Source organism: Bacteroidota bacterium (assembly GCA_016713925.1).
Lineage (GTDB): Bacteria > Bacteroidota > Bacteroidia > AKYH767-A > OLB10 > JAJTFW01.
This window is the reverse complement of the sequence record JADJOH010000002.1, coordinates 1,226,157-1,245,956: the sequence shown is the minus strand read 5'-3', so window position 1 is coordinate 1,245,956 and position 19,800 is coordinate 1,226,157. Positions and strand designations below refer to the sequence as shown.

Below are 19,800 nucleotides of genomic sequence, written 5' to 3'. Positions count from 1 at the left end.
ACCGGAAAATTGTCATTGCAATTACATCTCTCCTTCGTCCCGTAAGACGAATCTCTATATCACCTTCAGCCCCGTAAGGCTGTTGAAATCAAGAAAACCAAATGTCCCGTAAGACAATCGGTATCGAAAAACCGGCTAATGCCCGCTTCGGATGGGGATCAGCTAAAATAGGATCACCACGTCAATCACCGAAGTCTATATTCTAAAATAAACAAAACCATTTTCCACCAAAATCCCGGGAGCCACCACTTCCGGGATTTTTTATTCAACAAAAACACTCACTCAAAAGAGACACGCCAAAATCAATCTGCTTTTCCTCAATACACTCTATTTTACCCATCATCCATCTTCGTTTTTTCAACATTCGCAATTTCCCCTTAATCCCATATCCATACTATTCGTAGATTCATACAGTCGTATAATTTGCAGATTCGTACATTCGTACATTCATACATTCATACATTCGTACATTCGTATATTCGTACATTCGTATATTCGTATATTCGTACATTCGTACATTCGTACATTCGTAAAATATGCGGATTCGTAAAATTAGTATTTCGTACATTCGTAAATTTTCGTATTTCGTAACCCCCCGATAAAGTTTAATTTCACCTACAAGTAATATCATGTGTGGAAGATATGTATTAATCGACAAACTCCAAGCCTACGAACAGCGCTTCAACGCCGTTACGCAGCAGTTTTCCGTTCACATCACCCTTCCCAATTACAATGTAGTGCCCGGCGCCCTCGCTCCCGTCATTACCAATGATAAACCCAACGAAATTCAGTTTTTTCGGTTTGGACTTACTCCTTTCTGGGCGAAGAAGCCGATGTACCTGATCAATGCCCGCTCTGAGGGGGATCATAACAGTGATGATGATCCGGAGTATCGCGGTGCAAAGGGAATCATCAGCAAACCCTCTTTCAGAAAACCCATCCGCTCACAACGCTGTCTCGTGATTGCAGATTATTTTATCGAAGGACCTAGAAAAGAAAAACTCGACAAACCCTATCTCGTGTACCTGAAACGACGTCCCTTTGCAATGGCGGGCATCTGGGACCAATGGGTGAATCAGGAGACGGGAGAAATCATTCATTCGTTTGCTATTATAACGACCACGCCTAACCGCGTATTGCAAAAAATTCAGCATCATCGGTCGCCGGTCATCCTTCATGAAAGTGATGAGCGGAAATGGCTGGAGGCCGATCACCTCGCCACTGTTACTTCTCTCCTCGAACCTTATGACAGCGATGAGATGAACGCCTATCCCATCTCCAATCGTATCAAGAGTCCCCGGGCAAACGATCTTCAGCTGCTGGAACCGATCGGTGAACCGGTAGAGACGGAAACAGATTTAAGAGTGGTGCGTGAATTAAAATTGCAGGGGATGGGTTATACGAAGAGGGATGAGCGAAAGGAGTCCTGAAAAAGAATTTTGTAGTATTTCATCCATATAATTTAGAAGTAATTTTAATCTCGTCGGATTCATTTTTGAGTTTTCTGACTGAGAGGAAAAAAAATACAGGACTGCCTGATTCAGACAGCCCTGTAGATAAAAAATCAACTTGAACTTATTTTGTAATCACCATCAGTTTGGTGTCGATGCTCTTACCTTCAATAACAAGGGTGTAGGTATATGTTCCTTGAGAAAGTTCATTGGCATTAACAGTCACTTGTCCTCTGCCTGAACCATTTACATTGATGGATTTCATTAGATTTCCGTTCAGGTCACGGATAAGGATCATTCCGCGGCTATCTTTATTAGATAAATTAAAGCTGATAACTGTTGATTGGCTAAAAGGATTAGGTTGATTTTGCTGAAGCGAAGAAACACTTACTTCAGAGATGCCTGCTTTTGCATTGGAGGGAGAGTTGCAAAGTGCCTGAAGACAGTCTTGCATATCCTTTAATTGAATTTTAATCTCTGCAAGTTCTTCAACTTTACTTGCTAATAACTCCTGTAGCGCATTGATTGAATTTTGCTGATCCTGCATGCCTTTGATTACTAGCGGAGTCATTCGGCCATAGTCAACCATCCAGGGTTGTGTTTTTGCATCATCACCGCCTTTTGCAACAGCGTTTGGAAACACAGTATATAATTGCTGTGCTAAAAAGCCGGTTTGACGATTACCCATTTTGTCATCATTGTAATCATAATCTCTAACCTGAATCTTCATAATATCTGCAATGCCAAAATTCGTTTCCGAAATATTTGATTTCAGCCTTGTATCAGAGGTTGTAGCATATCCAACGGAAGAGGCAGATTGCTGATTTATGGCTCCAATAATAGTACCATCTGGTCGGGTTAAACCAACGAAAAGATTTTGTCCGGGAAATATGCCATTGTCAGTACAAGCAGTTATAACTAATCCATGGCTAGGATTAGTTTGACTGTTTGCAGTATTGGCAATACTTGCACCCCAGCCACCTATGAATGCAGAAGTAACAGCTAATTTTTGACCGGGATTATTTGTTCCAATTCCTACATTACCGGAAGTGTTAATTCTCATCCTTTCAGTTGGTGAAGCAGCACCTCCATTTGAGAAGATAATGTCACTGGGATTTCCTAAAGTAAATATCTTTAATTGATTTACGTCCCTTTGTATTCCATGATTCCCATTTCCTAGAAAAAGTGCTCCGCCACCTAGGGTTGTAGTACCTACGGTAATGGCCGGATTTGCATCGTTTTTAACATCTAATGCGCTGACTGGAGTAGGTGTTCCAATTCCTACATTACCTGTGCCATCTTGAATGAAAAATCTGAAACTGGATAAATTTACTTCACCTATAGCAAATCCCGCATTTGCACCGGATCCTTCTAATGCGAATTGATATTTGGCTACTCCGGTACTATTCTTAAATACTTGCTCAACTACACCGGGACCAGTACCACCGAATAATTTACCTTGAATGGTGAGTGGCACATTGGCAACAGGGCTGGCTGTACCTATACCCACAGATCCGCTACTCGTTACAGTCATTCTCGTTTTATTGCTCGTTCTGATCTGAAGAGTCTTTGAATCAGTAGTACCAATAAAGTTAGTGCCGGGAGTAGTCCCTGCATTACCCGTTAAGGACCATTGTGCCTGCGCTTGCATCATCGAAGCGGCGGTAACTACGCACATAATAAAACTTGCTTTCATGTTGATTGTTTTCATGTTATTTTTTTTTAGGTTAAATGGAATCAAATACGTATTTTAATTATCCGGAGCAAAGATGAGCGCTCAGTGAGATAGTAGCAATACTTAGAATAGATGATATTTAAACCCAAAATGAATGTAAAACCGTTAAAATATCATCCATTCTGATGATAAGGATGGTTGGAATAAGATTATTTTGACATATGAATATGTTTTTATTGTATAATTCCGGAATTGTTGTATGTTTGAAAAACGATTTATGCCGACCCTGAAGCACTTTGTATTTCTGATAGCTGTTGCTGCCTTTTTAACCGGATCTTCCGGTCTTCTTTTTTCGCAGCCGGGTTCGGATACCCTTCGAATGCATTTTAATCATCTTTCTATTAAGGACGGACTTTCTCAGGGAATGGTGCAATGCATTATTCAGGACAAGGAAGGATATATGTGGTTTGCGTCCAAAGACGGTTTAAATAAATACGATGGCTATCGCTTTACCGTGTACCGTAATATTCCCGGAGATTCATTTTCATTACCCGATAATTATGTAACGAAGATGTTGGAGGACGATCACGGTAATTTCTGGATTGGATTGAGTTTTAAAGGGATTTGCCTTTTTGATAAGAAGAGTGAAAAGTTTTATTCTGTCCCGGCTTCTCTATTACTCCAGCGGCAAAATGAATCTATCCAAACGATGAGTATCATCGATGGTTTGCTTCTTGTTTCTACCGGTATAAATGCCTATGCATACGATATCAGTAAATTTATTCCTGGCGACTATTCTACTTCAAATCTTAAAAATATAAGGTTAATATATAATTATAATACTCAACAACCTGTTTCCTCACGTAGATTGATTACAGGAGCAGGAGGTAAAGCGCGTTGGTTGCAGGATGGTTCTTTGTGGGTATTTTTTCCCGATTCAATTCATATTTGTTCATATAAAAATCCATTCAATAAACCGGAGTATACTTCCTTTTCTACAACAGAAATTGGTGCTTCGGGAAATGTAGAGTATGGTGTATGCGAATTTCCGGGAAAGAATAAACTCATGGTGCTGGACAAAAAACTAAATCTGGTGGATATACTTAGTCATCAACAATTTTACTCTTCCGTTATTAGTAGTAGAAAAGTGAATTGGAACCCCGGTGTTTCTGACGGTAATAATCGCATGTTTTTCTACACCGATAGTGGTGATTTTTGTATTGATCTGGAGACGAAACAAATCAGACCTGTTCTCAGTAATATTTCATCCTTCAATACCCTTTATTGTAGTTTTTTAGACAGAAGCGGTACACTTTGGTTAGGTACCAGCGGACATGGAATTTATACATATAATTCCAGGAAGGAACGGTGGCTTAACAAAAGTCCCAATTCCTGGTTTTATGCAGAAGGTAAGAAAGAAGAACTTATTTTATTTGATGATCACCGTTTTTTAAAACGTGTTCACGCACTAACAGGTAGCATTATTGATTATGTACCTTTGGAAATAGAAATACCCAATGGAACTAGGAAGGTTATTTATGAAAATATGATTTTGGGAATGCATCGTGATCAAGACGATATACTTTGGGTCGTTTGTTCAGATAGCATAATGTCAGAATACCTTGTAAGTTATAATGTATCAAAACGACTTCTTCAGGCGAATCAAATTTCTATGGCGCACAGGGTTAAATTCAAGAAATTATTCATTGATTATGATAATCGACTCTGGCTGCTTAATCATCATGATAATCTTCGAAGTATTGTTCAATATGATAAGGTGAACTCCAAACCAATCAAAGAATATTTTTTCCCTGTCCAATCTGAGAAGAATGATTACCCTTTTATTTCGGATTGGTGGCAGGATAAGGATGGTGTTTTTTGGTTTGGAACGTTGAGTGGCCTTTTCAGTTTTAATGAAAAGAAGAACCGGTGGCGTCAATGGAAAAACGTCCCTGCAGATTCAACTTCGTTAAGTGGTGACCTGATTTTCTCCGTTGGCCCTGATGCTAAAGAACCGGATAAATATCTTTGGATTGGAACGAATGGAAATGGATTGAACCGGTTTGAATTTGCCACCGGTAAATGTATGCGTTACACGGAAAAGGATGGTCTTCCTAATAACGTAGTGTATTGTATTTTGAATGATAAAGCAGGAAATCTTTGGCTGAGTACCAATAAAGGCTTGAGCTGTTTTAATTCCTCATCCGGGAAGTTTAGGAATTTTTCTGAAGAGGATGGATTGCCGGGAGATGAGTTTAACCGGTATGAAAAATTAAAATTGCGATCCGGGCACCTCTTATTTGGTGGTGTCGCCGGTTTTACTGTTTTCGACCCCGGAGAAATTTTGAAAACAAATCCCGCTCCTGCAATTGTCCTTACATCACTATCCGTTTTCAATAAACCGGTAAGCCATACCATCGATAGTACTATTATTGATGCACCCATTGGATATGCCCGTTCCATTCACTTGCCGTATGAAAAGAATATGTTTACACTGGAATTTGCAGCACTCGATTTTTCCCCGGCCCCAAAAAAGCAGTATGAATATAAATTGGATGGATTTGATCAGGAATGGATAGATAACGGCGAAAAAAATTCAGCTACTTACACTAATCTTGAGCCGGGCACTTATACTTTCCATGTGAAAGGAACCAACAGTGAGGGTGTTTGGAATGAAGCAGGAACTTCAATAAAAATAATTATTACTCCGCCGTGGTGGGGAACCTGGTGGTTTCGTACCGGCGCAGTAATTATTTTTATAGCTGCGTTTTATGCACTGTACCGATTTCGTTTAAGGCAGATTCTAAAAGTACAGAAATTACGCAATAGCATTGCACGCGACCTGCACGATGAAATTGGTTCAACCTTGAGCAGTATCTCACTTTTTGGTGAATCAGCTAAAATGATGATTACTCCGGACCACCCGTTGAATCCGGTGTTGACAAAAATTAATACGAGTACAAATAATATGATGGAGTCCATGAGCGATATTGTATGGGCTGTAAATACGCGGAATGATCAGTTTGACAACCTCATTAATCGTATGAATGCATTCGCCTATCAGATCATGGATGCCAAAGGATGTCAGGTGCATTTTGAAACATACCCTGAAGTAATATCGCTTAATTTAAACATGGAGCAGCGGAAAAACATTTATTTTCTTTTTAAGGAAATTGTAAACAATTCGGCAAAACATTCCGGCTGCTCTAATTTGTGGATCACCATTTCCCTGAGTAAAAACCTACTTGAATTAAGAGTAAAAGACGATGGCAAGGGCTTTTTGATGAATAAAGCGGAGTCGCACGGAATGGGAGGAAATGGGTTAATGAATATCAGAAAACGGGTGACAGATCTGAAAGCTACCGTTTCTATGAATTCTGGCCCGGGGTTGGGAACAGAAACGATTGTAACCTTGAAAATGTAAAAATCATCAGAATTGATGATACGCCGCATAAAAGAATATTAAGATATTTGTCGTATGAAAATCAAAGTGGTTATTTTCGATGACAATGACACCAGTCGAGAGGGCCTTCAGATGATGATTAATCTTGCAGGAACCATGGAGTGTATTGGTTGCTTCCCGGATTGTCGTGATGTACTCTAACGGATTGAAGGTCTTCAGCCCAATGTAGTACTGATGGATATCGATATGCCTTATGTAAACGGATTACAGGGTCTTACTTTACTGCGTGATAAATACCCGAATTTGAAAATAATCATGCAAACCGTTTTTGAAGAAGATGATAAGATATTTTCATGTATTTGTGCAGGCGCAGATGGTTATATCTTAAAAAGACTCCTCCCCATGAACTCCTGAAAGGAATTGTAGATGTGATGGAAGGCGGAGCGCCTATGACTCCAACAGTGGCGAGACAAGTGCTTCGCCTTTTTAATAAGAATAAATCCTCAAAGAGTATTGATGAGTTTAAGCTGACAGAAAGAGAATTGGAGATACTGGAGTTTTTAGTAAAAGGAATGAGCTATAAAATGATAGCAGAAAAATGTCATGTTTCCTTGCCAACAATCAGTACTCATATTCGACATATTTACGAAAAACTTAAGGTCCATTCAGGAACTGAAGCAGTCGCAAAAGCGATTGAATACAACATCGGTCAAAAAGCGGATTGAAATTTGGTGATTTAAATAGTCAGGGCAACATTGGAAATTATCTACTATCATCCTCTTCCTATTCCTTTCTCTCTTACCTGAACATTGCTTATTTCGTTTTATTCGTACTCAAATTCCTTTCTTGCTTTTTTTCCTCTGACATTAACTCGTCAATTCTATTGGGCACAAAAAAAGGGGAACACCTTATCGCGTCCCCCTTTTTATTTAATTCTTTAGTTCCTTAAAAATCTCCCGCCTCTACGTAGGTGATCTTCGATGGGTCAATCCATTTTCTAACCGCAGCGTTGATATCGTTTACGGTTAAGGCTGCAATTTTCTTTTCGAGGTCTGCATCCCAGGCCAGTGTGCGGTCATAGTAGAGGTAGTTGGACAATCTTCCCACCAGCTCGCGGTCCTGAGAGCGGCTAACATTCCTGCTCTGAAGATATCCGTTGATGGCATCCTTGAGTTCAGTATCGTTAATACCGTTTTTCAGCAGTAAGTTAATTTCATCCTGATAAGCTATTTTTAATTTCTCCAGATTGGTAGGATTGAAAATAGCGTACGATCCGAAAGCACCAACTTTGTCCGTCTGTCCCGCCTGTAAATAGGAACCGACTCCATAACTCAAACCTTCTTTCTGGCGAATACGTACCGCGAGACGTGAATTTAAAAATCCTCCACCCAGTAAATAGTTCCCCATCACCAATGCCGCGAAATCGGGATCATTATCTCCCAATTTTAAGTTCATGCCGCATACCATCATGGCGTTTTTCTTATCGGGCGTTTTTATCTTTTCGGTTTTAGAAGTCACATCGAAGAATTCATCTTTTGCTTTTTCAAATGGAATTTTGGATGTCCAGTTGGAAAAAATGGAGGTGATACCACTCACCGCTTCTGCTTCATTGAAGTCGCCTACGATGGCAATGGTAGCATTGGTGCCATTGTAGTAGTCCGAGTAGAATTGTTGTATCTCGGCAATCTTCAACGCTTTTACCGCAGCCGTTTCTTCTTCGGGTGTCATCGTATAGCGGAAGTCAGTAGCAGGGTAGGGATTGGTGATACGGTCAAATACTTTGAAGGCGATGGCTTGTGGTTCGCTCTTCTGCGCTTCGATACCCGCCAGCTCTTCTTCAATCATTTTATCGAGTTCAGCAGCCGGGAATGTCGGCCTTCTCAGCATCTCCTCCAGCAAGAGCATCACACCGGGAACACTTTCCTTGATCGTTTGTACGCTGATGGAAACGTCTTGTCCGCTGCCCGAAATATTGATGGTAGCCTTAAGATTATCTATCGCATCATTCATCTGCTGATAGGTGTACTTTTTCGTTCCTCTGTTCAACATAGAAGCTGTCATGGAAGGAATGGATCCTTTGTTTTGCAAAGTGGCTGCACTTCCAATATGCAGGGCCATGTTGATGTTCACACTTCCGCCGCGTGTTGTTTTTGGAAGAAGGCAATACTTAGCTCCTCCGGGTATCGTTCCTGTTTTGGATCTTGATAAAATATTCGCCGGACTCGGATCAAAAGCCTCTGCCTGTGCAAGCGCTTCCTTGCCTTTGTAATCTTTCAACAGTTCTTTAGGATCCTTCGCTTCAGGAATAGTGACACGCATCGGATTTTCTTCAGGAAGGAACAGTCCGGTCGTACGATTGCTACTTAAGAGATAGGTAGCTGCTACCCGGTTTACATCTGCTGCAGTGACTTTTTGTAACTGATCACGATAGAGGAACCATAATCTCCAGTCGCCTTTTGCAATATATTCTGACAACGTCAAACCTACCCGGTCGGCATTGTTATAGCTGAGCTCAAGGAATTTATTGAGTTTGTTTTTCGCTCTCGTCACTTCTTCTTCGGTAATAGGAGTTGTTTTAACATTGTCGAGGAGGCTCAACATGGTTTTATTTGCATCTTCAATGGATTTCTCTTTCAATATTTCAGCAGTGAAATACAGGATGCCGGGATCTTTCAATCCGAAACTGAAGCCATATACACTGCTCGCCTTTTTTGATTCTACCAACTCTTTGTATAGTCTTCCACCGGGCTCACTTGTCAATGCTTCTGCCAGCACTGCTATTGCGGGATAGTCGGGATGAGCGCCAGCAGGGATATGATAGCAACACGCTGCCACCTGCACATCTCCCACTCTGCGTAAAACAACAGATCGCTCGCCGTCCTGAGTAGGTTCAACGGTGTAAGTAGGCTGCAATACGCGAGATGGTTTTGGAATTCCGCCGAAGTATTGGTTCACCAGCGCCAGCGTTTTCGCTTCATCAAATTTTCCGGTGATGGTCAACACGGCATTGTCCGGCTGATAGTATTTTTTATAGAAAGCCTGCAGGTTCTCGATAGGAACGCGTTCAATATCTTCCCGGGAACCGATGGTCGATTTTCCATAGTTATGCCAGAGAAAAGCCGTCGACATAATCCGTTCCATCAGCACACCACCCGGATCATTTTCCCCGGATTCAAATTCATTGCGTACTACAGAAAATTCTGACTCCAGATCTTTCTTTGCGATATAAGAGTTGATCATACGATCGCTCTCGAGATCCAATGCCCATTTCAGATTTTCATCCGATGCCGTAAAAGTCTCGAAGTAATTGGTACGGTCATACCAGGTCGTTCCATTCGGACGACAACCGTGACTGGTTAGCTCCTGCGGGATATTGGGATGCTTGGGAGTCCCCTTAAACACCATGTGTTCGAGCAAATGCGCCATGCCGCTCTCACCATATCCTTCGTGACGTGAGCCTACGAGATAGGTTATATTTACTGTCATCGTTGACTTCGATTGATCCGGGAAGAGCAGGACTTTCATGCTGTTTCCCAATTCATACTCAGTGATGCCTTCGAGTGAAGTGATTTTCTTCGGTGCAGGAGGCACAGTTTGCTTGGCGGTTTGTCCGTACGCCGACATTGTTACGAGGACAAATAGCCACAAAACAGTTTTTTGAAGATAAATGGTTCTTTTCATTTCAGTGAACTTTAGGTTATACTGCGAAGCTACTATTTTTTCAAATACACCCGTGCTTTTCACCCGATTGTTTAAAAATTATCCTCCGAAACAATACTCTTGATAGAACGCAGATTACGCTGATTTTTTAAGATTTCCGCTGATTACCCTTCACAGTAATTATTATCTCACTTTGTATCAAACCGTCTGGCAAAATAGGAATAACCTCCGCTTATGGCTTCGCGATCAAGAGCTCTAGCTCGCGACATATTAATTCATCTTCAAATCTTCAAATCAACCCATTTTCAAACCTGTCTCCCGCAAGGGAGATTAATCATTTGTTTTCACCAGTACCGGCAAATGATCCGATAACCAAAGTTGATTGGATCTCCGTTGATCGATATGATGGTATTCGCTAACGGTCAAGTTTTTTGTGAAGATGTAATCAATGCGCTTGGTGACTGCCTGTTCTGTGTTGAACGAATTGAAAGTCCCTGCAGGACCCTTCGAAACCACTCCTTCTTTTTTATACAAACATTCCATTTGTTTATCGAAAAGCAGTATCGGTGCTTCATGGGGTTCAGCGTTGAAGTCTCCCATCACAACAAGTTTTTTATCTGCAATATTCATCCCGGTGATTAAACGGAGCATCAATTCAGCGGATTTCTCTCTCGCCACTTTACCCATATGATCCAGATGACAATTGAAAACATACAAGGTGTCATTTGTCTTTCGATGAATGAAGATCGCGGAAGTGACGATCCGTTCCAGCGCGGCATCCCAACCGACAGATACCTTCTCCGGCGTTTCTGATAGCCAGTAGGTTTTTGAGGATAGCAATTTATAGGTAGCGGTATGGTAGAAAATTGCCGAATACTCTCCCTTCGTTTTACCATCTTCTCTCCCAACGCCGGTATAGTCATACTGCTCCAATGCCGAGTCGAGGTAGACCACCTGCTCGTGTAACCCTTCCTGAATGCCGAGAATACCGGGACGATAACGGTTAAGTATATCCGCCACTTCCACTTTCCGGTTCTCCCAGCTGTTTTCCTTATCACCGGGGTTGTTGTAGCGGAGATTGAAGGACATTAAGGATGATTGTGCCGAAAGAATAAATGGGAGGAAGAGGAGTAACAACAGGAGGGATGTTTTCATGCTGAACAAAACTAGTTTATAAATTCTCCAGATCATCAAGATCCTTTGGTCTGCCTGCTGCCCGCTTAGCACTTTTTAAATCCCTGATATCAATCATCATTACTTCTAATCCATCAAAAGGAACGATCGAAGCATTTGCAAATGTTTCATTAAAATCAAGACCCTTTACCTGTGTCAGTATATCTACACATACTGGAGGTCTGCCGAAGGTAAAAACATTGTTCTCCTTCGCGTTTAAGAACAAGGATTCTGTCATATTGAAAGGGCTTAGTCCAAATTCCCGAAAAGCTTGCATCATCTTCAGGTAATTTTGACTGGTTGGATTCACCCAAATGTCCAGGTCACCTGTAGTACGGTTATATCCATGGTAAATTACTGCATATCCGCCCACGAGAATGTAATCAACTTTATTACGGTTGAAGGTGATTATCAAATCAACAAAATCTTCGTTAAGGATATTACCCATTTCTTCTCATCGAAAATACACTTCGATCCAATCTTGGCGGGTTTTCAGGATCAAGATCATACGCGCTGCAAATCAGATACCAGACCGCATGCCATCTTTCAGATGGACTTTTACTCAGCCAGTATTCCTTATTGTTGGATGCTTCCTCAAAGGTTTGAATCCGAAAAGCAGATTTGTCAAGCCGGTATTTCTTTTCTTCCATTGCTACAAATTTATAAAATTTATTTACTCAAGGAAGTAGAATCTTTTTTTCATTGCGCTCCAATGCTTATCACCCGATGGACTCCTCTCTTCATAACAAGAGCAATCCCTCAATGCCGTCGGTAATTTCTATTCCGACAGAAATATATAGTTCGTTAGCAGTAGAAATTTCCTTTAACCCTGCCTGCGCCGAGGCTCCGGCAGGCAGGCGCGGAGTCCCGAATGCTTTCGGGAGCGGAGGAGTCGCCGCGGTCCGATAGCTATCGGACGCAGGGGCTGTACCAGGCAAACCGAATGCTTGTGATTCCATTACCTTCGATGCCCCTTCACGGATTCGTACATTCGTCCCCTTCTTACATTCGTCCCTTCGCGGATTCGCCCATTCGTAATTCGTACATTCGTATTCCCGCTCCGCGGGATAGATTCGTAATTCGTAACCCCTTTAAATTCCCGCCGTCGGCAATTTCTCCATAGCACTCACCGTGATACTGCAAAAATCAAATTCACTGTCCACTCTTCCCGTGATACGGTAAATGCCTTTCCCTCTGAATGGAAATTCCTTTATCACCCTCGGAAAATGAGTGCTGTCGAAGAAATACCCCTCCACATCGAGCCAGGTGCCAAAAGCCATGTACTCCCCCTTGATGGTGCGTGTAGGTTTGGTGGTGACGAGGTAACCGATGATGGAGATTTCCTGTCCGATAGAAGCATATAGTTCGTTGGCAACAAAAATTTCCTTTAAACGCGGCGGTCGCAGCGGATTCGCAGCGGTCGCAGCGTTTAAACTCGGGGAAGTATTATTTTCTCGGAGTCGTTTGTATGGAGAGGACAATTCAAATCCCAGCAACTCTATTTCATCCAACGCATCTTCTAAATGATGGTGCGTGAGTGGTGGTAACTTCCATTCAGCCTCGCCCTCTGAAGACTGGCCGAAGGAGGGCTCATTAAAGAGGCTTTGGTACACTTCCGTTTTTCGTCCGTCGCCGATGTGCAGGAGGAGATCCCATAACAGTTCTTTCTTGCTGCGTCCGGTAAACCTAAATGCCCCGATGCGCACCAGTATCCGCAGCTGCTCTATTTCAATGGGCACTCTGTGCATGAAGTCGGCGAGGCCGGTGAAGGGGCCGTTACGGTCGCGTTCTTCGAGGAGTGCGATCGCGGTTTGCTGTTGTAAGTTTTGCAGATGGATAAAGCCGAGGTAGATATCACGGCCTTGTATATCCGTCAAATATAAACTCTCGTTGATATGCGGTGCGTGGACGGTGGCGCCCTGCATCCGCGCTTCGTGTACGTAGAACTCGGTGGAGTAGAATCCGCCGAAGTTATTGATGACGCCCACCATGAACTCGAGCGGGTAATGCGCTTTGAGGTACAGGCTCTGATAACTCTCCACCGCATAACTCGCCGAGTGTCCTTTCGAGAACGAATACCCCGCGAAACTTTCGATCTGCCTCCACACTTCAGCAGTAATGGTGTCGGGATATCCTTTTTCTTTACAACTGTCGAAGAACTTATCGCGGATCTTCTGAAACTCTTCCCGACTTCTGAACTTACCACTCATCCCTCTGCGCAATACATCGGCTTCGCTGAGATCGAGTCCGGCGAAGTGGTGTGCTACCTTGATCACATCTTCCTGATACACCATGATGCCGTAGGTTTCTTCCATCAGCTCCTTCATAACGGGGTGTATATACGTTCTTCGGGCAGGGTCGTGGGTGCGGAGAATGTATTCGCGCATCATGCCGCTTCTCGCTACTCCCGGACGTATGATGGAACTCGCCGCCACCAGTTGTATATAGGTATCGACCTGCAGTTTCTTCAGTAGCATGCGCATGGCGGGACTCTCTACATAGAAACAACCCATGCATCTTCCGTTGCGGATGAGTGCTTTTATTTTCTCATCTTTCTTGAAGGCCTTGATCTGATGGATGTCGATGTCGATGCCGCGATTTTTTTTCACGATATCTACGGCGTCGCGGATATGACCGAGCCCGCGCTGACTGAGAATATCGTACTTGTACAGTCCCACATCTTCCGATTCCAGCATGCTGAACTGCGTGACAGGAAATCCCTTGGGCGGATGATTGAGGGCCGTATAGCAAGTGATGGGTTTTTCGCTGATGATGACTCCTCCCGCGTGGATGCTGAGGTGATGAGGGAAGTCGTGGAGCAGGGCGCTGTACTGGCGGATCAGTTTCGCCATACCTTCGCCGACACTTTCACCGTTCTTCGTCGCCTGCAGTGCATCGATCTCTTCTTTCGGCAGCCCGAATACTTTTCCGAGTTCGCGGATGACGGCATTGCTCTGATAGGTGCTATAGGTGGCGAGGAGGGCGGTATGTTCTTCTCCATGGCGCCGGAAGATGTAGGCGGTGAGGTCGTCGCGGTCCTTCCAGCTGAAGTCGAGGTCGAAGTCGGGAGGATTTTGACGGTAGGGATTGATGAAACGTTCGAAATAAAGATCCAGGTCGATGGGATCCACGTCGGTGATGCGGAGGCAATAGGCCACGATGCTGTTGGCGCCACTACCGCGACCCACGTAGAAGTAGCCTCTGCGTTGCGCATAACGAACGATATCCCAGTTCACGAGGAAGTAAGCCGCGAAGCCGAGTTCGTTGATCATACGCAATTCCTTCTCCACACGGTCACGGATAGCCGAAGACACCTGTTCTCCATAGCGGTAATGCACGCCTTTCCAGGTTTCCCGTTCCAGCAGTACGGTGTCTACCTGACGACTTCCGCTAAACGAACGTTTGTTTTTCGGCTCGTGGAAGTCGAAGGCGATATGACATTCGTGGAGCAGTTGCTCGGTGTTGCGCACAATCTGCGGGAAGGCAAGATAACGGGTACGCACCTCCGCTTCCGTTACCATGATCTCATCGGGACGACAGTTGACTTCCGGCGGGACCTTACTCAGCAGGGTATTGTGACCGATCGCGCAGAGGAGGCGGTGCACATTGAAATCGGTTTTATGACGAACGGTTACCGGCCAGAGGACAACGCAACGGTGGAGGAGCTGTTTGTAGTTTGAGAAAGGGAGTCGCGATACATCGGAAGGTTTTATTCCGTAAAAAATGTTATTTGCTTCCGGCTTCCGGCTTCCGGCTTCCCGCTTTTGGCCTTTGGCTTCTTGCTGCTCGCTACTGGCTTCCAGCTTCCGGCTTCCAGCTACCGGCTTCCGGCTACCGGCTTCCAGTTTCTGGCTTCCAGTTTCCGGCAATAGGCTGCTCGCTACTGGGTGCTTGCTACTACTATTTGGTTGTACGCAAGAATAATTACCTGCAGAAAAAATAGCCGGAAGCCGGTAGCTCAGAGCCGGTAGCCTCGAATCAGCCGGTAGCCGGAAGCTGGAAGCCGGTAGCCTTTCGCCGGTTGCCGCCCCCTGCGATAAAGCTTCTTCCTGAGAAGAAGATACGGGGGCGGATAGCGTGACAGGAAGGATAACCACAACATTCCTGAAACATGGAATTTTTTCGGGGATGATGGCATCGCGGTTGCCGGAACTCTCTCCTTCAGCGGCTCCCTTTCGGAGACATTCACTGAGAAAACGGTTCAGCTCCTCGAAGCCCTCATTATTTTTTGCAATACCTATAAATCTAACGGTATCGCCTTGACGAAATTCGATACCCACCGCCGGCTCCACCCCATACTTCGGAGCCAGGCGGATGAAATCGAGTACGCCGGAAGTGTTATTGATATCGGTAAGAACGATTTTGCGGATACCTAAACGCTGTGCCTCTTCCAGTAACTTCTCAACCGAGAGCGTACCGTAATGAAAGCTGAACCAGCTATGGCAATTGAGAAACATAGTACCCCCCGCACCTTATTGATTAATTTATTTCTCATTTTTTTGCTTCCGGCTACCAGCTACCGGCTGCCAGCTGCCAGCTTCCGGCTTCCAGCAATAGGCTTCTTGCTGCTGGCTGCTTGTTGCCCGCTACTACTAGTATTTGGTTCTAGGTAAGAATTATTACCTGCAGAAAAATCAGCCGGTAGCCGGTAGCTGGTAGCTGGAAGCCTTTCATCAGCCGGTAGCTGGAAGCTGGTAGCTGGAAGCCTGAATCCGGAGATAAACTACTCTCCAACCGCAAGCAAGATCAAAACTTCTTTAGCTCTTTTACTTGTATCCAAAGAAGCATCATAACTCCCATGCCCATCAGGCAGAGTGGCGCGTAACGCAGGCCGTTTAAAATAAGATCTAGTGTGTCCATAGCGGTTTAATGTTTAAGGTTTAAAGTTTAAGGTTCAATGTTTAAGGTTCAAAGTTTCAAGTTCCTCCTCCCAGTCTCGTCAGATTCAATTCGTCGCAGACGAAGTGAGCAATGACGAGACGTTCCTCTTTAAAGATTGTAATACGATCAATAACCATGATTGCAATATAGGCATAAAACAAAATCTACCAATTGAAAATTGCCCGGTGGTCGCTAAATGATTGGGAGAGAAAAGGAAAAAAGTTGGGGAGTGATTGTGTGGTGATCAATGACGATGTAATGCCTGATATTGATCCGGTATCTATATCCTCAAACTTCAAAATAGCAATGGAATAGCGCGAGAGAAATTTGTGAAGCAGTAGACGAGAAAGCGAAGTACCAGAGAAGGATGGGTTGTGAAATTGGGTTTTCAAAATGCAATTTAATTTTTGCTTTGATTCCTCGAAATCCCATGTATAGCACTTTAAAGACACTATATATCAATAATATACAATTTTATTGGAAAAATATGGAATTCAATTCCATATTTTTCCATATATTTGTTATATGGTTGTTCGTCAGGCATATGCAGAGGTATTACGATTAGCTTCCGGTTTTAAATCGATAGCGATAACGGGGGCTCGTCAATCCGGGAAAACGACGCTGGTGAAGGAACTTTTTCCCGATAAACCGTACATATCATTGGAAAATCCGGATAGTCGTCGATTTGCTATTGAAGATCCGCGGGGATTTTTGAATCAATGGAAGAATGGGGCAGTGTTGGATGAAGTTCAACGCACTCCGGAATTGTTTTCTTATTTACAAGAACTACTTGATAACAGTAAATCAAAAGGACAATTTATTTTAACAGGATCCAATAACTTGTTGTTGCAAGCTTCCATTTCACAAAGCCTTGCAGGAAGGGTCGCTTATTTTCAACTTCCTGCATTCAGTATTTCTGAATTACAAAAGTCGTCATTGTTACCTGCTGATGACGATGATTTAATGCTGAAAGGATTTTATCCTCCTGTTTACGATCAGGACATACCGGCCGTTGATTGGAGCCGAAATTATATCAGTACTTATGTTGAAAAGGATGTAAGGCAGATTAAAAACATAATCGATTTGCATGTGTTTGAGCGCTTTCTTTCCTTACTAGCCGGTCGATGTTCGCAAGAGTTGAATATGAGTGCACTTGCCATCGAGACAGGTGTTGATGTTAAAACGGTGCAATCCTGGATCAGCCTGTTGGAAAGTAGTTATATTATATTTCTATTGAAGCCGCATCACCGGAATTTCAACAAGATGTTGGTGAAGCGTCCTAAACTTTATTTCTGCGATACATCAATCGTTTGCTCACTGTTGCGCATTACCGAAAAAAATCATATTGAATCGCATCCGCTGCGGGGAGCTGTTTTTGAGAATATGGTAGTGGCAGAATTGCGGAAGTCATATCTCAACAATGGTTCATCCTTGCCCTTGTTTTACTGGAGAGATAAAACAGGTCACGAAGTAGATGTCATTATCGAAAAAAGTAGCGAACTGTTACCCGTAGAAATAAAATCCGGACGCACAGTGAGCGGAGAGTATTTCCGAAATCTTCACTATTGGATAAAACAGAGTAAAATGGCTCACGGTTTTGTGTTGTATGGCGGTAAAGAAAACCAGCAAAGAAGCAATGGAATACAACTCATGAATTGGAGGGAGTATGTGTTGGGAGATTTATTTTGAATACGTTTTTTCGATACTATTTAGAATAGTGTAATTATGGGTGTAAGCAGAAATAGTGAATGAAGAGAAATATTTTTCATTGCATACTTCAAACCAAATTACTTCTCCCTATATTACCCTTCGCCGTTTGACGGTCATACAATCAATGGAAGAATACATCAAAGGTCGGGGTTCACAGATCAATACACCCAATCGCTTTTTGAAGCAGGAACGGGTGCTGGAGCATTTCGAAGGAATTGATGAACTGCCCGATCCGGATCCGGGGACAGAAGTGTTTGTAGATCACCCGAAGCAGATCGTGAATAAGGTGGAGAGTACGGATTTACCTTTTCTCTATTCACTCAATCCCTACCAGGGTTGCGAACACGGCTGTGCCTACTGTTATGCCCGCAATGCGCATACGTTTTGGGGGATGAGTGCCGGACTTGATTTCGAAAGAAAGATTATCGTGAAGCCCAACGCGCCGAAGCTCCTCGAGGAGTTTATCAATAAGAAAAATTACCAGCCTGCCACGATGAGTATGAGCGGCAATACCGATTGTTATCAGCCCCTGGAACGTCAGTATAAAATTACCCGGGGACTCCTCGAAGTTTTTCTGAAGTACCGTCATCCGGTAGGCATCATCACCAAAAACGCGCTCATCCTCCGCGATATCGATTTACTCGCCGAACTGGCTTCAATGCAATTGGTGCATGTGTTTATCTCTATCACGACGCTTGATGAAGAATTACGTCGCACGATGGAGCCGCGCACCTCTTCTTCAGAAAACCGGCTGAAGACCATTCGTAACTTGACCGATAAGGGTATACCCGTAGGCGTTATGACAGCTCCCATTATCCCCGGACTCAACAGCGACGAAATTCCGGATCTCCTCAAAGCAGCCGCGGATCATGGCGCAATAACAGCGGGCTATACCATGGTGCGACTCAATGGCGACGTGAAAGACATCTTCTCCGACTGGCTGCAAAAAAACCGACCCGATGCCGCGAAGAAAGTATGGAACCATATCCGGCATGCACACGGCGGATCAGTCAGTGATTCAAGACCGGGAATACGGATGCGCGGAGAAGGAAATATCGCTCAATCCGTCAATCAGCTTTTTAAACTTTTCAGAAATAAATATTACGGAGAAAATAAAATGCCGGACTATGATTTTACGAAATTTCAAAGAGGCGGGCAGATGAGTTTGTTTTGATGAAGGAACCTGAATTTTAGAAGTTCAGTTTCATCAGTGACATATAAGAATAGTATGTGATTCAAAAGTTTCAGGTGTTTGAGGATACAGCACGGTGGAGGTTTGAAAAAGAGTAAACCCTGCACTCTGTAATGCTGCTGTAATGGCAGAAAGAGAATGGTAATAAAAATAGGTCTGGTCGCCGGTGCTGGCAGTGCGGAGTCCGGAGTTGTTCGGATCACCCTCAACAAAGCTGAGATAAAATACACCGCCGGGGTTTAACAGTTGTTTGACGGAAGAAAAAAGTGAGACACTTTCAGCAGCATTGAGATAAGGAATACAAAAACCACCTATAATTCCATCGTAGCCGGATTGTAATTCATGGATATTTCGTATATCCATAACTGTTACATGGGCTTCCGGAATATTTTCCTGATATAAACGAATCATGTTAGGCGCTACATCGACTCCGTGAAATGTCCAGCCCGGATTTTTCCGGTGGAGGTAACGGGAACAGTTGCCGGGACCACAGCCGATATCGAGAATGCTCGCAGCCGGTTGCCTGATCAGGGAACTGAAAACATCATAACTTTCGTTGTAGATGGTCAGATCCATGAATTTTTCAGCGTAGAGGCCGGCAACTTTGTTCCAGGTGGAATGCGTCGGATCTGTCATTGGGGGTATTTGAAATCAA

General features: G+C 43.6%; 13 protein-coding genes and 1 pseudogene. 6 read left to right on the top strand and 8 right to left on the bottom strand.

The genetic code is table 11. The features are described from left to right. Positions 1-629: 629 nt before the first annotated feature. Positions 630-1,430, top strand: coding sequence for an SOS response-associated peptidase (locus tag IPJ86_04900; GenBank protein ID MBK7886651.1), 801 nt, complete (start codon positions 630-632; stop codon positions 1,428-1,430). A 145-nt stretch (positions 1,431-1,575) separates the two neighbouring features. Here IPJ86_04900 and IPJ86_04895 read toward each other — a convergent pair whose 3' ends face one another. Next, positions 1,576-3,162 (bottom strand): tail fiber domain-containing protein, encoded by a 1,587-nt coding sequence (locus IPJ86_04895; GenBank protein ID MBK7886650.1) that lies wholly within the window; start codon positions 3,160-3,162, stop codon positions 1,576-1,578. A gap of 241 nt (positions 3,163-3,403) precedes the next feature. On the opposite strand from IPJ86_04895, the gene IPJ86_04890 reads away from it, so the two are divergent. Continuing rightward, positions 3,404-6,550 (top strand): hypothetical protein, encoded by a 3,147-nt coding sequence (locus IPJ86_04890; GenBank protein MBK7886649.1) that lies wholly within the window; start codon positions 3,404-3,406, stop codon positions 6,548-6,550. A gap of 54 nt (positions 6,551-6,604) precedes the next feature. Next, positions 6,605-7,254, top strand: a pseudogene (locus IPJ86_04885) (response regulator transcription factor). 220 nt (positions 7,255-7,474) lie between these two features. On the opposite strand, the gene IPJ86_04880 reads toward IPJ86_04885, so the two are convergent. From IPJ86_04880 to IPJ86_04855, 6 genes are all read right to left on the bottom strand, one after another. Then, on the bottom strand, positions 7,475-10,210 hold the full coding sequence (locus IPJ86_04880; protein MBK7886648.1) for an insulinase family protein: 2,736 nt from the start codon (positions 10,208-10,210) through the stop codon (positions 7,475-7,477). A gap of 309 nt (positions 10,211-10,519) precedes the next feature. Further along, positions 10,520-11,344 (bottom strand): endonuclease/exonuclease/phosphatase family protein, encoded by an 825-nt coding sequence (locus tag IPJ86_04875; GenBank protein MBK7886647.1) that lies wholly within the window; start codon positions 11,342-11,344, stop codon positions 10,520-10,522. A gap of 16 nt (positions 11,345-11,360) precedes the next feature. Further along, complete coding sequence (locus tag IPJ86_04870) at positions 11,361-11,810, bottom strand: hypothetical protein (protein ID MBK7886646.1); 450 nt, start codon at positions 11,808-11,810, stop codon at positions 11,361-11,363. Continuing rightward, on the bottom strand, positions 11,803-12,012 hold the full coding sequence (locus IPJ86_04865) for a hypothetical protein (protein MBK7886645.1): 210 nt from the start codon (positions 12,010-12,012) through the stop codon (positions 11,803-11,805). The genes IPJ86_04870 and IPJ86_04865 overlap by 8 nt, the downstream gene beginning before the upstream one ends. Before the next feature lie 90 nt (positions 12,013-12,102). Then, the gene (locus IPJ86_04860; protein ID MBK7886644.1) at positions 12,103-12,321 is read right to left on the bottom strand and encodes a hypothetical protein; all 219 of its coding nucleotides are present in this window, start codon (positions 12,319-12,321) and stop codon (positions 12,103-12,105) included. A 132-nt stretch (positions 12,322-12,453) separates the two neighbouring features. Further along, positions 12,454-15,819, bottom strand: a complete 3,366-nt coding sequence (locus IPJ86_04855; protein MBK7886643.1) for a DNA polymerase III subunit alpha — start codon at positions 15,817-15,819, stop codon at positions 12,454-12,456. Positions 15,820-16,414: 595 nt separating this feature from the next. Here IPJ86_04855 and IPJ86_04850 point away from each other — a divergent pair. The 3 genes from IPJ86_04850 (at position 16,415) to IPJ86_04840 (ending at position 19,127) form a co-directional block, all read left to right on the top strand. Then, complete coding sequence (locus IPJ86_04850; GenBank protein MBK7886642.1) at positions 16,415-16,558, top strand: hypothetical protein; 144 nt, start codon at positions 16,415-16,417, stop codon at positions 16,556-16,558. 210 nt (positions 16,559-16,768) lie between these two features. Beyond that, the gene (locus IPJ86_04845; GenBank protein ID MBK7886641.1) at positions 16,769-17,932 is read left to right on the top strand and encodes an ATP-binding protein; all 1,164 of its coding nucleotides are present in this window, start codon (positions 16,769-16,771) and stop codon (positions 17,930-17,932) included. A 145-nt stretch (positions 17,933-18,077) separates the two neighbouring features. Then, positions 18,078-19,127, top strand: a complete 1,050-nt coding sequence (locus tag IPJ86_04840; GenBank protein ID MBK7886640.1) for a PA0069 family radical SAM protein — start codon at positions 18,078-18,080, stop codon at positions 19,125-19,127. A gap of 33 nt (positions 19,128-19,160) precedes the next feature. Here IPJ86_04840 and IPJ86_04835 read toward each other — a convergent pair whose 3' ends face one another. Next, positions 19,161-19,781 carry a class I SAM-dependent methyltransferase gene (locus IPJ86_04835; GenBank protein MBK7886639.1) on the bottom strand — a complete coding sequence of 207 codons (621 nt, stop codon included), beginning with the start codon at positions 19,779-19,781 and terminating at the stop codon, positions 19,161-19,163. Positions 19,782-19,800 lie beyond the last annotated feature (19 nt).